Origin of the sequence: Serratia nevei, assembly GCF_024160145.1 — a bacterium.
GTDB lineage: Bacteria > Pseudomonadota > Gammaproteobacteria > Enterobacterales > Enterobacteriaceae > Serratia > Serratia nevei_A.
Map to the genome: position 1 here is coordinate 157,773 of NZ_JAMYWQ010000001.1, position 16,187 is coordinate 173,959.

Sequence of the window (16,187 nt, forward strand, 5' to 3'; positions counted from 1 at the left end):
AAACGTAATTTTTACGGTTAACTTTTTGAATTATAAATGATTGAAAGAGGTCTTTCATGTCAACTCGCCGCATGTTTATTAAACAGCTTTCCGCCGTCGCCGGGGTCGGTCTGACGGCCTCGCTGGGGATCCCGTTACGCGGTCACGCAAAAGCTGCGCTTAATCCGGCCTGGCGGATGCCCGACGAAGGGGAACCGCAACAGCGGGCGTTTCTCGCCTTCGGCGCGCAGCGAGCCATCTGGGGCGCATTCACGGCGGATGTGCAGGCGGCGCAGGGGCGTATCGCGCGTGCCATCGCCGAGTTTCAGCCGGTGACGGTATTTTGCCGCAGCAATGAACGGCAGTTGGCCGAGGCGACCTGCGGCAGCCATAACGTCAGCTATGTCGTCACCGAGCTGGATGACATCTGGGTGCGCGACTTCGGTGCCAATTTCGTCGTTAACGATGCCGGCGAACTCGGGGCGGTGGATTTCAACTTCAACGGCTGGGGCAATAAACAGCGACATGCCAAGGATGCACGCCTGGCGGCGTTTGCCGCCAACCGCTACGGCGCCGCTCAACTGCGCCGCAGCGCACTGGTGGGCGAAGGCGGCGGTATCGAAGTGGACGGGCACGGCACCGGCATCATGACCGAGAGCAGCTGGGTGAATGCGAACCGTAATCCGGGCTGGAGCCGGGACCGGGTAGAGCAGGAGCTGAAAGCGCTGCTCGGCCTGCGCAAAATTATCTGGCTGCCGGGCATTAAAGGCCGGGACATCACCGACGCCCACGTCGATTTTTACGCCCGCTTCGTGCGGCCGGGCGTGGTGGTGGCCAACCTGGACACCGATCCGGCCTCTTATGATCATGCGGTTACCCAGCAACATCTGGCAATCCTCAAGGCGGCGACCGACGCCGACGGCCGCCAACTGCAGGTGCATACGCTTTCGCCGCCGCTGGCGCCGCGCGACAGCCGTTTCAGCCGCAGCAACCCGGACTTTGCCGCGGGCTATATCAACTATTTCGTCATCAACGGCGCGGTGATCGCCCCGGAGTTCGGCGATCCGCAGGCGGACCAGGCGGCGCTTGAGCTGCTGACCGCGCTCTACCCACAGCGCAAGGTGGTGCAGTTGGAGATCGACGCCATCGCTGCCGGCGGCGGCGGTATTCACTGCGCGACCAACCAACTGCCGAAATGACCGCACGCTTAGACGGACGTTGGAAACAAGGCGTCGGCAGGATTTCAGTGCCTGTCGGCGTTTCAGCTCACCGGTTTTTCATGGGTTGCCAATTCATCATTCGGTGCAAATAAGGCCCTGAAGGCAATGACATACGCTAACGTAAACAGGGTCAGAACACTGAAAATCAGGAAGCAGTAGCCGGAGTTTTTGATCAAATAAATACCGAGAAATCCACCCGCACCTTCGCCAATGCCCATGGCAACCGAGTTGATGGCCAACACGCTGATCAGAATATCTTTCGCCGCATAGCCGGAAATACAGCTTTGCAACGTCGGGATCAGCAGCAACTCACCCAACGTCCAGACAAAGAGTGCGAGGTAGAGTTCCGTTTGCGTTGTTGCATAATGCAGCCATAAAGAGCCTGCTGCATGGGCCACCAGTGAAAAGCACAGCGTTTGAAACGCATTGACGTTATAGCGGGTGAACAGTGCTTGAAGCCTGGGGGCCAGTAGGATCGACAAGATGGCGTTGAATGTCAGCAAGTAGCCGAACTGGCTGGTATCGTCCAGCAACTGGTTAACCTGCAGCGGCAAAGAGGTAAACAATTGTGAATAGATCATCCAGCATAACGCCGTGAGCAGAAAATAGTGACGCAATGTGACGTTATGCAGCTGTTCACGCAGTGCATGGGTCCACTTTTTCTGCGCCGCCAGCGTCGGCCAGAAGGCGCGTCCCCAGACCACGACCAGTGCAAAGCAGAACATCAGTGCGGAAGCAATGAGGAACGGCAGCCGGGGAGAAACGTGATTATAAAGATAGAGAGCGATTAATGGTGCCAACATTGACGCCAGATTGGTGATGACGGACAAACGCACAAAAATGGCGGCGCGTTGGTGCGCGTTTTCTGTCGCGCCGGCGACGGCCCGGATCAGTATGCTGTTCGTTCCATAGGCAATCCCGAAGGTGCCGATAGCGCACAACAGCACCAGATATTGCTGTGACAGTGCGATCATCAAGCAGCTCAGGCTCATGACCAAGGCCGAGAGAGAGACGATATAGGCCGGCGTCATCACATCGAGGAATGGTGAAATCAGCAGGCGGGTGACCTTGGATCCGATGGAGGACACCATGACGATACTGGCCGTTTCCAGCGCTGTCAGACCAAGGTAGGCATCCATATAGAGTGCCAAAATGGCCAACGTCATAAAGTAGGTGAAGGAAAATAAAAAAGAGTCCACGCTAATCGTGGCCATACCGTTTTTAAACGGTGTCGAAATGAACATGTGCCGCCATCTCCATTGCTGTTTGCCTTGCTTTATCGCTATTTGCCTCGCGTACAACGACACATCCTGCCCGCTTGCCGGAATCCGTACAGGCCACGAGCGTAGCTCCGGGTTTTACCATCAGTTCTGTCAGCAAAACCTGGGTATTTTGCCGCACGTTCTCCAGACCGTGGATCGTCTTCAGTTTTCCCTCGGGAGCATCAAAGTATTTCACTGCGGCGGCACAGCTGTAGGCGATCGCCGGAGGCGCGGCGTTACTGCGGGAGGATAACGGCAAATACTGTTCGAATACCGCCGCATAAGTGGGGATCCCCGTAGCGACCTCCGTCAACAGATGAATGTAGTCCCCGCCTGGACGGCCGTGCATTTCTCCGATGATGATACTTTCACCCGCGAGCCAAAATTCCAGGTGAAAATGTCCAAACGTCAGACCGATGCACGCCAGTGCCTGTTGCGCCAGGGCATACACGCCGTCTCGCGTTTCTGCCGGCAGCGCAGCGGGGAAGACATGCATGTCTTCTACAAAAGCGCCGCCGGGTTTGAGACTTTTCTCCGTGATCCCTTGAAAGACGGCTTTGCCGCGGTGGAAGAATCCCTCCAGGCTGAATTCTCTGCCTTCAATAAAACGTTCAATCAGGAATTGTTGCTGTTGGTCGGGCATCAAACGGGAAAAGGCGCGATGCAGATCCCGTATCGAGTTGTGGGTGATACGGCTGACGCCCTGGCTACCGGAGGCGTCAATAGGCTTCAGGATCCAATCGGCGGGGGCCCGTGCGTTTAAAAAGTCTTCGGCCGGTTCCAGGCCGTTAAAAATACGTGACTCCGGCTGCGGCAAACCGTGTTCTGCCAGGATCCGGCGGCAGAGATTTTTGTTGCGAACTCGCAAGATGGCGTCCGTGGAATTGTGGGCAAAGCCAAACGTGGCACAGAGCTGTGAGCAGGTTTCCACCGAGAACTCTTCGAACGTGTAAATGCCCACTACCGGGAATGTGGCGCACAGCGTTTTTATCTGCGGCAAGCATTCATCGTAGTTTTTTGATTTAACGGCATAAGCGGGAACCTGCGGTAGCGCTCTGGCCGACAGATTGGCGAGGTTCTCATGAGTATCGACCAGAATAACATCCAAACCCAGAGACTGAGCCTGAGCAATGGCGCGGGGCCCCTGACGGTGTGAGGCGCAACCGAATAAGATGAGGACATTTTTCATTGAATAGTAAACCTGATTTGTTCGGCCGCCCATTCCAGGGTATCGGCAAGCTGCTGATAGCTTTCGCCGGTGGCAATCAGCACGCCGAGCCGGTAAGCGCTGTAATCTTCAGGCGGCAATGTCACCGCGTGTCCCGGTGCGAAATGTAAATACAGATGCTGAATGGCGGGGTGGTTGAGCACTCGGGCAACGTTGTCAACGCTCTGCAACGTGCCGGCCTTTTCAGCAAACAGATAGCGTACGCCGATAAAATCGCCGCTGAGCTGCAGATCGACGGGGGGAAGGCCGCGGCAGAGTTGAACATAATTTTGTAAGTGTTGGTAGCGGCTGGCGTACTGCAACAGATGGGTTGAGATGTACCCCCCCGCAGGCCTGGCGGCGCATTCGATAAATTTGAACCCCTTGCTCGAATACTTGCCTTCGAGGTGGAAAACCGTGTGATTAATACCGAGCTCGCGCACAATATTACGGGCGCATTGCTTTATCTCTTCCTGAATGCCATCGCTATGATGAGAAGGGAAAATATGGCGGTTTTCCACAAAGGTGACGGGGTCTGACTGGTAGTCGGTAATGCCGATAACGGTAATCTGTTCGTCTGCCACATAGCCGTCAACGCTAAACTCCGGCCCGTCAACAAACTCCTCCAGGATAATCTGCCCTCCGAAGGCGCTAAAGACGGTATCGAAGGTATCGGTAGCGATATTGGCAAGCTGCGCCAGTGCCTGCGCCAACTCACCCTCGTCGCTGACCTTAAAGATGCCTTTTGACCCGGAACCCGAGGCGGGTTTGACAATAACCGGATAGCCCCATTGCCTGGCTGCCTGTTGCGCATCTTTCAGGGAAGTGACTTGCTGGAAAGCGGGGATCATGGGGCCAAGGTGTTGCAGCCGCTGTTTCATCGCAATTTTATCGCGGCTATGCCGCACCGCCTGTTCACTCATCGCCGCCAAATGCAGCTCTCGGGCAAGGAAGTTCTTTAACGGCACGTCGGTTTCAGACCAGCAGACGATGCCGCTAAACGCATATTTCTGGTGCAACGAACGGGCAACCGTGAGGCAGGCGGCGAAGTCATCCAAATCGACCAGGGCGGTCTCGTCGGCCAACTCCGCGGCATAGGCGGGGATCTGTTTGGCCATCAGGATAATACTCAAACCTAAAGCGCGTGCCGCCCGCATCTCCGCCAACCGCTCATGGGGGTTTTGTCGGCCGTTAATGTACAAAATGCAGTTGTTCATGATGGCTTCTCATTGGTTCATGGGGGTCAGATGCTGGAGGGGATCTGATGTAACGGCGTGCCCAGCGCGATAGCAGAAAGGGTCATCTCATCGCTGTCATAGATCATGATGCCGTTCGCCATGGTGCCTTTGGAGACTGTCGGTCCGGTTATCCAGGTGAGTCCAGTTCCCAACTCGTACCTTTCGAATCCGGTTTGTACGACACGTTCAGGGGTGAAGATTTTCATGCCCGGGATATGGTCGTTGCCGGAAAGCCCATGTCGGCAATGACGTTCATTCATCAAAGTGAAATGTGCGGCAAGATCGTGATGGTGGTTGACTTCAAAGGTGCATGAGCCGGTCAGGTCGGGCAAGGCATAGTGAGACAGCAAGACATTGTGAGTACGGAACGGCTTAACGATGGTTTCAGGTAAAGAATGCAGATAGCTGAGGCTATTGTCATTCAGCAGGCTCGGTAACTCATGGTCTTCGTACAAAAAAATCCTTCCTTCGGCCAATGCTTTACGCTGTGAGAAGTCAAGTTGATACCAATTGGCCGGATAGTTGAAGCCTGCCGCTGCGGAGGGGACTTTGCGGATCGCAAAGAGATCATGGTTGCCGATAACAACCTCGGAGCAGCACTGCTGCACCAACGTCAGGCAGCGGTTGGCATCTCGCGTTGCCAGATAACCATAAAAGGGCACGGAGTACCCCACAATGTCACCCAGGCAGATCACCTCATCGACACCGAGCTTTTCCAATAACTTCAGCGACTCTTCGAGCCTAACCACGTCTTCATGAATATCAGAGATAACACCTGTTTTCATAACGCGCCTGGATCCTGTGATTTTATTTATACAAGCTGCGGGAAATGCGCTTATTCATGGCCGGCATCGTATGCTCTTGGCCTGCAAGTTGCGTATGTTGATGCAGATATTGTTCAATACGCGTGTAGATATGCTGAGTGCCGTAATGGCTGGCTTCGAACTCCCTGGCGACGTCCACGATAAAATCGAGCGACATGGCGACGTTTAAGCGCAACCTGTTGAGGCCTTGAAGATAACGCCGCAGGACCCGGCCGCGGTTATCCGCTATCGGCCGGATATCGAGTGACATGATGGCCACGCAGGCGATCAGCGCATCGATAATGTACAGCTCTTCCGCAGAAAAATGAGAGAAGCGCGGCGCGGCGCTTAGAGCGAGAATGGAGCTGCTCAACCCATGCAGACGGGTAATGATGGTTTCCACCCCAAATGCCGCTTCAATGGCGAGAGGCACCTGCGGCGTTTCGATCACGATCAGGTTGCCGATATCCATAAACGCGCCGCCATCGCAACTGACCGCCAGATTGCAATTGCGGCCGGTGACGCCGTCCATTCCGAACTTATGGCGGTAATACGCGGGGGAGTGGCTGTCAAAGTGGAGATAAGGCGACAGGCCTTCTGCCGTCAGCATCTCGATAAGGTCATGATCCTGGCTTGAGATATTGATCCGCAGGCGGTCCGGTGCGGTAAGCTCCAACTGTGTCATGAAATCGTGTAATGCCTGGGTGATGAGAAACCGATCTTGGTATCTCCCGATAGCGCCGACGCTACAAAACAGCGATGACCATTTGGGGTAGCTGTTAGCCAGCTGCAGCGCATGATTGTTCTGCGTGCGCAGACAGTCCTGCACGGTAAACATGGGTTTCAGCTCATATTCCGCATGCTGAAGCAGGTAGGGCTTGAAGGTACTGATAGTGGAGCCGGTAAATAGGGTGGACTTGTCATGGCTGGGTATCAGCGCGTCAGGCGGGTGAAAAGCAAAACCAGCCGCGGTAAACGCCGACGTGAATGCTTGCTTGACACGCGTTTTTTCAGCTGCCATCAACGACAGCCTGGCTTCATCCGCACGGGTGTTTGTCATTGTGATCATACGGATTCAACCAATGGCATGATTTTCGACACCTGCGGGTTGTTATAGGCGGAATATCCGCCGTGATACAGCCCCAGGGCCCCTTGATTGACCCAGAAAGATATCTGGCCGATCCGCATGCCGGGATAGAGACGGAACGGACGAGCCGCGACGAGTTCCAACGTCCACTGATGGCATGCGCCGGTATGACCAAGATTGGCTGAAACCTGCAAAAACAAGCCCAGACGCCCTAACGAGCTGCGTCCGATCAGCGACATCGCAAACTTATCGCTGCCAAGAATTTCCAGGGTATGGCCCAGGTAAGTGGTACCGGCCTCCATCACATAGCCTTCGGGCGGGATATCGATAAAATCGAACGTGACGTTCTCGCCCTGGATGCGTGGAATGCCCAACTTGGGCCCCAAACGATAGTTGTAGCTGTTTGGATTGAGCTGGCCTTCGTTAAATGGCGCAATGGTAATATCGTTACAGGCGTTTCTCTTTTTAATTTCGCTGCCGGTAAGAATCATGGTCGTCATTCCAGTGTCGTAATTGGATTACTGCTTGAAGTCTGAATAGGCCAGAGAGACCCGTGGCCCTTCAGAACCTTGATATTTCCCATTGTAGGGAATGATATCGCCCAACGGTTTCCAGAAAGTTACCTGGCCTATCTTCATTCCAGGGAACAGCCTGATAGGCAATGTACTGTGCAATTGAAAAGTTACGCAGCCGAATGACCCTATATCAATTAAGTCCGCTGTAACATGCACAAACAACCCCAGTCTGGCGATGCTTGATTTGGCATGAATGATTGGAACGTATTTATTGCTGCCTAATTTCTCTACGCTGTGGGCTAATACAAAATCGCCTTTATTCAGCATGATTCCTTCCGCACCGCATTCGATAATGTCATGACGATTTTCCTTTTTGGGATCCATGACTTCTTCGCGGTAACGAATAAAACGACTGCCTAATGTAAGATCGTAAGAGTTTGTCGTTATATGGTTAGCCGAAAATGGAGAAATAGCTATATCGCCGTTTCTGACAAACGCCTCGATAGATTTTCCTGTCAGTATCATATTTTAAACACCTTGAGTACACCCGGATGATGGCAGCCTTTCCAGGGAAAGGTTGCCATGACGACCTGATTAGCGACGTACGCAAATGGCGACGTATTCAGACCCAAAATATTCATTGGGATCGGAAGCGCCTGGTGCATCGGTTACCCAGGAAGGGTGCTCGTAAAGGTAGATTTCTTCGATACGGAAAAACGGCTCTAGCAAAGCGGCGGTGTTGGCCGCATTGAGGAAGGTGTGAATCAAGCCTTTTTCAGGGCCCGACTCCGGGATATAGGAGACGTCTTCTTCGACTTCCGTGCCTTTTTTCCAGTCTGATGCGCGTTCTGAAGAGAAGGTGACGAAGAATAATCCGCCTTTTTTGGTGGTTCGGGCAACTTCAAAAATAGTCTTTTTGACGTCCTGTAAAGACGCGTGGTTTATCACTGCGCGCGAAATGGTGATATCGAAATAATCATTCTCAAACGGCAGTTCGGTCATGGGGCAAAGGACCAACTCCGCCGTTTGCTGACGGCGTGCCAATTCTGCTTTAGTAAACGCAATGGCATTTTCAGAAAGATCGCTTCCTGTCACGTCAAAGCCGCGCTCGTTGAAATAAAATAAATGACGGCCGCCGCCACAACCAAGATCGTGGAGCTTGTTTCCTGTCAAAGAAAACCGTTGGCGTAATGCCAGGGAAGGATTGACGATATATTTATGGTAAAAGTCTATGACTTCGTCGGCGGGATTCATCAAAATCCATTTAGGTGACTCAAAGAGACCATGCCATGCATTTTTCTTGATTATTGAAGCCAGATCTTGATTGTACGCTATATTACCGGCGAGCTCTTCCTGCTGCCAGATCGGGTTATGGATAGGCACGTTGCTTCCTTTTTTGATGTTATGTTTCAAATTTCCCACTTAGGGATATTCAGTCGAACGAAACTGAATTTTTATTTATGTCTTTTCGGTCGATTTTATGCCTGACAAAGTGATAGTCAAGATGATTTTTTTAGCACTGTTTATGTAAAAATAAAAAAATGTCGTCCAATAGAACAATGACAGTTAGTGAATTGATTTTTTCATTTAAAATTCATTTGGTTAAGGTGATTTCGCGGGTGAAGCAACCGATTGCCAAGATACCGGGAAAGCTAAATATTTTTTTATGTATTGACGGTTTTCATTTATTGGTCTAACGAAAGGTAGGCAGGCACTTATGGTTAGCTTAACTTATTCATATTCCGTGTTTATGACGATAGCCTTCGGGTGCAGGCTGCTGCCTGCAATGTCATCTCTGTTTCAACCAGCAAGCCTGCCGGAAACGCGAAAACGAGAAAGATAGAAGCATCGCTGCTCCAAACGCGGGCCCGTCTTGGTGCGATAAGATTTTACGCAATTCTTACGTAACCCTTTCAGAAGCGAATGTCGGCATTCGATATATTGAGAATAGTCATTCTCAACAGGATCGTATTGCAATGCAGAGGAAAACGCTTTTGGTGCTTGTGCTGTCGCTGTTGCTGGCCGCCTGCGATGGGCAAAACGCCGGTGCGCCAGCCGGCGCGGGCGGTGAGCAGGAGGTCGGTGTCGTCACGCTGCGCGCCCAGTCAGTGCCCCTGAGCAGCGAGTTGACCGGCCGGGTCAATGCCACCATGACTTCCGACGTGCGGCCGCAGGTCGACGGGATTATCAAGCAGCGGCTGTTTAGCGAAGGGGCCGAGGTCAAGGCCGGGCAGGTATTGTACCAAATTGACCCTGCCAGCTATCAGGCCAGCTACGATCAGGCCGCCGCCCAGCTGAAAAATGCCCAGGCCACGGTGCAATCCACCCGGCTCAAATCGCAGCGCTATGCGGCGCTGGTGAAAGCGAACGGCGTTTCTCAGCAAGATGCCGACGACGCCAAGGCCGCCTATCTGGCGGCCGTAGCCTCGGTGGCCCAATATCAGGCGGCACTGGAAACGGCGCGCATCAACCTCGCCTATACCCAGGTGCGGGCGCCGATCGCCGGGCGTATCGGTATCTCGTCGGTGACGCCGGGCGCGCTGGTCACCGCCGGCCAGAGCGATGCGCTGGCCACCATCCGCACGCTCGACCCGATCTATGTCGATCTGACCCAGTCCAGCGCCCAGCTGCTTAAACTGCGGCGCCAGCAGGCGGCGCTACAGCGCGGCGCCGTCACGCCGGTCGCCATCAAGCTGGAGGACGGCACGCCTTATGCCCACGCCGGCAAGCTCGAGCTGACCGAGGTGGCGGTGGACGAAGCCACCGGTTCGGTCACGCTGCGCGCGGTGTTCCCCAACCCCGAACATGAGCTGCTGCCCGGCATGTATGTCCACGCCACGGTGGATAACGGCGTCGATCCCAAAGCCATTCTGGCGCCGCAGCAGGGCATAACCCGCAACGTCAAAGGGGAAGCCACCGCGTTGGTGGTGGACGCGCAAAACAGAGTGGCGCAGCGCACCGTCAGCGCTGAACGGGTGGTGGGCAGCCACTGGCTGATCGGCAGCGGCCTGAACGAAGGCGATCGCCTGATCGTCGAAGGCACCAGCAAGGTCACGATCGGCGCCGCGGTGAAGCCGGTTGAGGTCTCGGTCGACAAAACCCAAAGCGGGGAGCAGTGATATGGCGCAGTTCTTTATCCGGCGGCCGGTATTCGCCTGGGTGATCGCCATCATCATCATGCTGTGCGGCCTGATGTCGATCAATTCGTTGCCCGTTTCGCAGTACCCGGACGTCTCACCGCCGCAGATCTCCATCTCCGCCACCTATCCGGGCGCGGACGCGCAAACGCTGGAAAACAGCGTCACCCAGGTGATTGAGCAGCAGCTCACCGGCCTGGACGGCCTGCTGTATTTTTCTTCGACCAGCAGCTCCAGCGGCTCGGTCAGCATCAACGTCACCTTTGATCAGGGCACCGATCCGGATATCGCTCAGGTGCAGGTGCAAAACAAGGTGCAGCAGGCGGAAAGCCGTTTGCCGAGCGCGGTCACCGCGCAGGGCGTGACGGTCAAGAAATCCCAGAGCAGCTTCCTGCTGATCGTCGGGCTGTATGACGAAAGCGACAAGACGACGATGGCCGATATCTCCGACTATCTGGTCAGCAACCTGCAGGATCCGCTGTCGCGCATCGAGGGCGTGGGGGACGTGCAGGTGTTCGGCTCGGAATATGCGATGCGCATCTGGCTGGATCCGACCAAGCTGGCGAGCTATGTGCTGATGCCTTCCGACGTGCAGACGGCGATCGAAGCGCAAAACACCCAGGTGTCCGCCGGCAAGATCGGCGATCTGCCGGCCGCCGCCGATCAGCAGCTGACCGCCACGGTAAAGGCGCAGTCGCGGCTGCAAACGCCGGAACAGTTTCGCAATATCATCCTGAAAAGCGACAGCAGCGGCGCGCTGGTGCGGCTGGGCGACGTAGCGCGGGTTGAGCTGGGCAACGAGGACTACTCCGCCAGCGCACACCTCAACGGCCACCCGGCGGCGGGGATCGCGGTCAAGCTGGCGGCGGGCGCCAACGCCCTCAACACCGCCAAGCTGGTGAAGGCCAAGGTGGCGGAATACCAAAGCGCGATGCCGCAGGGCTACAAGGTGGCCTACCCCAAAGACAGCACCGACTTTATCAACATCTCGATCGAGGAGGTGGTGAAAACGCTGTTCGAAGCGGTGGCGTTAGTGGTGGTGGTGATGTTCGTGTTCCTGCAAAACCTGCGCACCACGTTGATCCCGACCATCACCGTGCCGGTGGTATTGCTGGGCACTTTCGGCGTGCTGGCGGCGTTCGGCTATTCAATCAATACCCTGACGCTGTTCGGCATGGTGTTGGCGATCGGGCTGTTGGTGGACGACGCCATCGTGGTGGTGGAAAACGTCGAACGCGTGATGCGGGAGGATAAGCTGCCGCCGCGCGAGGCGACGGAGAAATCGATGCGCGAAATCACCGGCGCATTGGTCGGCATCGCGCTGGTGCTGTCGGCGGTGTTTCTGCCGATGGCGTTCTTCGGCGGCTCCACCGGGGTGATCTATCGCCAGTTTTCGATCACCGTTGTCTCCTCGATGGTGCTGTCGGTGGTGCTGGCGTTGACGCTGGCGCCGGCATTGTGCGCCACGTTGCTGAAACCGGCGCACGACGCGCAGACCGACAAGGGCTTGCTGGGCAAATTCAACCGCGGCTATGACCGGCTGCAGGAGAAGTACGCCGACAAGGTCGGTGGGGTGATCCACCGGCCGACGCGCTATCTGCTGCTGTACGGCCTGCTGTTGATCGCCGCCGCCGTGATGTACCTGCGCTTGCCGACCGGCTTTCTGCCCAACGAGGATCAGGGCACGGTGATGGTGCAGTACACCTTGCCGGCAGGCGCCACCAACGTGCGCACCTCGGCGGTGAGCGAAGCGGTGACCGCCTATTTCCTCGACCGGGAAAAGGCCAACGTCAGCACCATTTTCACCATCAACGGTTTCGGCTTCAGCGGCAGCGGGCAAAACGCCGGCATGGCGTTCGTCAGCCTCAAAGACTGGAGCCAGCGCAGCGGCAGCGCGAACACCGCCGACGCCATCGCCAAACGCGCCATGGCGCACTTCGCCTCGCTGCGCGACGCCCAGGTCTTCTCCATGAGCCCACCGGCGATCGACGGTTTCGGCCAGTCCGACGGCTTCACCTTCGAGCTGCAGGCCAAAGGGGCGACCACCCGCGCCGAGCTGCAGGCGATGCGCGACCAGATCGTTGCCGCCACCGGCAACAACCCGGCGCTGCTGGCGGTGCGCGCCAACACCTTGCCGGACACCCCGCAGCTGCAGGTGGAGATCGACAACGGCAAGCTGCAGGCGCTCGGCCTGAGCGCCGCCGACGTCAACAGCACCCTCAGCAGCGCGTTCGGCAGCACCTATATCAACGACTTTATCGATCGCAACCGGGTGAAAAAAGTCTATATGCAGGGCGATGTGCAGTACCGCGCCAAGTCGGAAGATCTCGACCGCTGGTTTGTGCGCGGCACCAACGCGTCGGGCGCCAGCAGCATGACGCCGTTCTCCGCCTTTGCGTCTTCGCACTGGATCTACGGGCCGGAAAACCTGTCGCGCTATAACGGGCTGTCGTCGTTCGAGATCACCGGGCAGGGTGCCGCCGGCGTCAGCTCCGGTACGGCGATGAGCGAGATGGAGAAACTGGCGGCCACATTCTCCGCCGGCAGCAGCTATGCCTGGAGCGGGCTGTCCTATCAGGAGCGGCTGACCAGCGGCCAGGCGTCGTCGCTGTACGCCATTTCGCTGATCGTGGTGTTCCTGTGCCTGGCGGCGCTGTATGAGAGCTGGTCGATTCCGTTCGCGGTGATGTTGGTGGTGCCGATGGGCGTGGTGGGCTCGCTGCTGGCGATCACCCTGCGCGGGCTGGAAAACGACATCTACTTCCAGGTGGCGCTGCTCACCATCATCGGCCTGTCGGCGAAGAACGCCATTTTGATCGTCGAGTTCGCCGAGGAGATGCATCAGCGCGGTGAAACGCTGATTGGCGCGGCGGTCCACGCGGCGCGCATGCGCCTGCGGCCGATCCTGATGACCTCGCTGGCGTTTACCGCCGGGGTGCTGCCGCTGGCGGTCTCCAGCGGCGCCGGCGCCAACAGCCGCATCGCCATCGGTACCGGCATTATCGGCGGCACCATCACCGCCACCGCATTGGCCATCTTTTTCGTCCCGCTGTTTTATGTGTTGGTGCGCCGCATGTTTACCCGTCGGCCCGCCAACCCGCCGTCACAGGCAGGAGAATAACGTGTTGCAACGAGTCATGATGTTAACTTTACCGCTGCTGCTGGCCGGCTGTCTGTCGCTGGATCCGCACTACCAGCGCCCGGCGGCGCCGGTGCCCGCCAACCTGCCGCAGGACGAGGCCGGCGGCAACCAGGCGCTGAGCTACCCGGACGTCGCCTGGCGCGACTATGTGCAGGACGCCCGGCTGCGCCAGGTGGTGGCGCTGGGGCTGAACAGCAGCCGCGATCTGCGCGAGGCGATCGCCAATATCGCCTCGGCGCGCGCCCTGTACGGCGAGCAGCGTTCGGCGCTGTTCCCGACGGTCAATGCCACCGCCGACGGCAGCCGCGGGCGGGCGCTGACCGGCAGCGGCAACGCCACCGCGCTGAGCCAAAGCTACGAAGCCGCGGCCGGCGTCAGCGCATTCGAGTTGGATCTGTTCGGCAAAAACGCCAGCCTGTCGCGCGCGGCGTTCGAAACCTATCTGGCGAACTCGGAGGCGGCGAAAAGCACCCGTCTGACGCTGATCGCCGATATCGTCACCGACTGGGTGGCGGTGGCGGCCGAGCGCAGCAATCTGGCGGTGGCGCAGCAGACGATGGCGAGCGCCAAACGGTCGCTGGACGTCACGCGCAACAATCAACAGCACGGGATTGCGTCGCTGGTTGACGTGGCGTCGGCGGAAACCGTCTACCAGCAGGCGCGCTCGGACGCCGCTAGCTACGCCACCAGCGCCGCGCAGGCGAAAAACGCGCTGGATTTGGCGGTGGGGCAAAGCGTGCCGGAAAACTTGCTGCCGAGCGGTATCGAGGCGCTGGGCGGGATCATGCGCGATCTGCCGGCCGGCGTCGCTTCGCAAGTATTGCTGAAGCGGCCGGACGTGCTGCAGGCCGAGCATAACCTGAAATCCGCCAACGCCAATATCGGTTCGGCGCGGGCGGCGTTCTTCCCGTCGATCAGCCTGACCGCCAGCGGCGGCGTGGGCAGCGGTGAACTCTCCTCGTTGTTCAGCCACGGAGCCGGCGTCTGGTCGTTCGCACCAAGCATCAGCCTGCCGATCTTCAGCGGCGGCTATAACACGGCTCAGCTCAACTACAGTCAGGCGCAGAAAGACCTGTATGTCGCCACCTATGAGAAAGCGGTGCAGACGGCATTTCAGGAAACCGCCGACGCGCTGGCGCGCAAGGCCACGCTGCAGGAACAGCTGGCGGCGCAAAGCGGCTATGTGGCGGCGGCGCAGCAATATTATCGTCTGGCCGAGCTGCGTTACCGCCAGGGCGTAGACAGCTACCTGACGCTGCTGGACGCGCAGCGCACGCTGTACACGGCGCAACAGGCGCTGATCGCCGCGCAGCAGACCGCGTACGACAATCAGGCCACCCTGTATAAAGTGTTGGGCGGCGGCGTTACCGCCGAGCGGCAGGGGGACGACGTCATCGCCGACAAGACGACGCTCAGCCGCTAACCGTCGACCGCGCGCGCCAGGCTTTTGGTTGTGCGCGGTTTTTTTATGGAAAGTGTAAAGAAACAGAAAACCCGGCCAGCGGCCAGAACTCGCCGCGGTGAGCAGAGTCAGACAGAGAACCGCATTCACCTTTATTCATATCGGCTCGAGGTCGTCATGGCAGAAGACATTCAGCAACAGGTCATCGCGCTTATCGCCGCCTTCAACGCGCCAGGGCGGCTGAAAAAGGGCGTGGCCATCACCCCGGAAACCGAGATCAACACCGCGCTCAACCTGTCGTTCAGCGATTCCAATACGCTGATGCGCCGCTACTTCGATACCTTCGGCGTCGACAGCGGCAACTATAACCACGAGCTGTATTTCCAGCCGCCGAGCAACACCGGGCGCTGGTTCTCCCCCTCCGCCTGCAAAGAACACCCCCGGCCGCTGTGCGTGTCGATGCTGGTGCGTTCCGCGCGCGCCAAGCGCTGGCTGTACGACATCCACTTTCTGATCGAGCAGCTCCGCTAGCGCCGCGTTACTGCTCCAAGAGCTCGGCGAACTTGGCCAGCCACTGCGGATGCGCCGGCCAGGCCGGGGCGGTGACCAGATTGCCGTCGACGTGCGCCTGATCGATGCCTATCTCCGCATAATGGCCGCCGCCGAGCCGCACCTCCGGCGCGCAGGCCGGGTAGGCGCTGCAGGTGCGGCCTTTCAACACCCCGGCCGCCGCCAGCAGCTGCGGGCCGTGGCAAACGGCAGCGATCGGTTTTTTCGCGGCGTCAAACGCCTGCACCAGCGCGATCGCGTCGGGATTCAGGCGCAGGTATTCCGGCGCCCGACCGCCGGGGATCAACAGCGCATCGTAGTGCTCTTCTTTGGCGGCGGCGAAGTCGGCATTTAAGGTAAAACGGTGGCCGGGTTTCTCGCTGTAGGTCTGCGCCCCGTCAAAGTCGTGGATTGCGGTTTGGATGTAATCGCCGACGGCTTTGCCGGGGCACACGGCGTCCACCTGATGGCCGATCATCTGCAATGCCTGAAACGGCACCATGGTTTCGTAATCTTCGGCGTAGTCGCCGACCAGCATCAGGATCTTTTTCTTGCTCATGATCACAACTCCTGCGGGATAGGGATTGCCTAAGGTATAGCCCAGCGCCCCTGGGAATGCGAACCGCAAAGCGCCTATCTATACTCG

At 57.6% G+C, this 16,187-nt stretch carries 14 protein-coding genes; 5 read left to right on the forward strand and 9 right to left on the reverse strand.

All coding sequences use genetic code 11. The features are described 5' to 3' along the window. Positions 1-56: 56 nt before the first annotated feature. Positions 57-1,178: an agmatine deiminase family protein gene (locus M6G53_RS00700; RefSeq protein WP_253328309.1), complete on the forward strand. Its 1,122-nt coding sequence runs from the start codon at positions 57-59 to the stop codon at positions 1,176-1,178. Between the two features lie 62 nt (positions 1,179-1,240). Here the strand turns inward: M6G53_RS00700 and M6G53_RS00705 are convergent, their stop codons facing one another. The 8 genes from M6G53_RS00705 to M6G53_RS00740 all read right to left on the reverse strand — a co-directional run bounded on the left by M6G53_RS00705 (position 1,241) and on the right by M6G53_RS00740 (position 8,694). Continuing rightward, positions 1,241-2,443 carry an MFS transporter gene (locus M6G53_RS00705; RefSeq protein ID WP_253328310.1) on the reverse strand — a complete coding sequence of 401 codons (1,203 nt, stop codon included), beginning with the start codon at positions 2,441-2,443 and terminating at the stop codon, positions 1,241-1,243. Beyond that, the gene (locus M6G53_RS00710) at positions 2,421-3,650 is read right to left on the reverse strand and encodes an ATP-grasp domain-containing protein (RefSeq protein ID WP_253328311.1); all 1,230 of its coding nucleotides are present in this window, start codon (positions 3,648-3,650) and stop codon (positions 2,421-2,423) included. Before M6G53_RS00710 ends, M6G53_RS00705 begins: the two co-directional genes overlap by 23 nt. After that, on the reverse strand, positions 3,647-4,885 hold the full coding sequence (locus tag M6G53_RS00715) for an ATP-grasp domain-containing protein (protein WP_253328312.1): 1,239 nt from the start codon (positions 4,883-4,885) through the stop codon (positions 3,647-3,649). Before M6G53_RS00715 ends, M6G53_RS00710 begins: the two co-directional genes overlap by 4 nt. 26 nt (positions 4,886-4,911) lie before the next feature. After that, complete coding sequence (locus tag M6G53_RS00720; RefSeq protein WP_253328313.1) at positions 4,912-5,691, reverse strand: metallophosphoesterase family protein; 780 nt, start codon at positions 5,689-5,691, stop codon at positions 4,912-4,914. A gap of 22 nt (positions 5,692-5,713) precedes the next feature. After that, positions 5,714-6,769, reverse strand: coding sequence for an alanine--tRNA ligase-related protein (locus tag M6G53_RS00725; RefSeq protein WP_253328316.1), 1,056 nt, complete (start codon positions 6,767-6,769; stop codon positions 5,714-5,716). 5 nt (positions 6,770-6,774) lie between these two features. Beyond that, a complete protein-coding gene (locus tag M6G53_RS00730) occupies positions 6,775-7,296 on the reverse strand; it encodes a dCTP deaminase (RefSeq protein WP_253328317.1) in 522 nt (173 codons plus the stop codon). 18 nt (positions 7,297-7,314) lie between these two features. Next, a complete protein-coding gene (dcd, locus tag M6G53_RS00735; protein WP_253328318.1) occupies positions 7,315-7,836 on the reverse strand; it encodes a dCTP deaminase in 522 nt (173 codons plus the stop codon). Between the two features lie 69 nt (positions 7,837-7,905). Continuing rightward, the gene (locus M6G53_RS00740) at positions 7,906-8,694 is read right to left on the reverse strand and encodes a class I SAM-dependent methyltransferase (protein WP_253328319.1); all 789 of its coding nucleotides are present in this window, start codon (positions 8,692-8,694) and stop codon (positions 7,906-7,908) included. Positions 8,695-9,287: 593 nt separating this feature from the next. Between M6G53_RS00740 and M6G53_RS00745 the strand changes: the two genes are divergently transcribed. The 4 genes from M6G53_RS00745 to M6G53_RS00760 all read left to right on the forward strand — a co-directional run bounded on the left by M6G53_RS00745 (position 9,288) and on the right by M6G53_RS00760 (position 15,523). Further along, on the forward strand, positions 9,288-10,430 hold the full coding sequence (locus M6G53_RS00745; protein WP_253328320.1) for an efflux RND transporter periplasmic adaptor subunit: 1,143 nt from the start codon (positions 9,288-9,290) through the stop codon (positions 10,428-10,430). Between the two features lies 1 nt (position 10,431). After that, on the forward strand, positions 10,432-13,569 hold the full coding sequence (locus tag M6G53_RS00750; RefSeq protein WP_253328321.1) for an efflux RND transporter permease subunit: 3,138 nt from the start codon (positions 10,432-10,434) through the stop codon (positions 13,567-13,569). A gap of 1 nt (position 13,570) precedes the next feature. Next, entirely contained in the window at positions 13,571-15,013 is a 1,443-nt protein-coding gene (locus tag M6G53_RS00755; RefSeq protein WP_366519466.1) for an efflux transporter outer membrane subunit, read from the forward strand. A gap of 156 nt (positions 15,014-15,169) precedes the next feature. Then, a complete protein-coding gene (locus M6G53_RS00760; protein WP_253328322.1) occupies positions 15,170-15,523 on the forward strand; it encodes a DUF1493 family protein in 354 nt (117 codons plus the stop codon). Between the two features lie 7 nt (positions 15,524-15,530). On the opposite strand, the gene M6G53_RS00765 is transcribed toward M6G53_RS00760, so the two are convergent. Further along, positions 15,531-16,100, reverse strand: coding sequence for a DJ-1/PfpI family protein (locus M6G53_RS00765; RefSeq protein WP_253328323.1), 570 nt, complete (start codon positions 16,098-16,100; stop codon positions 15,531-15,533). Positions 16,101-16,187 lie beyond the last annotated feature (87 nt).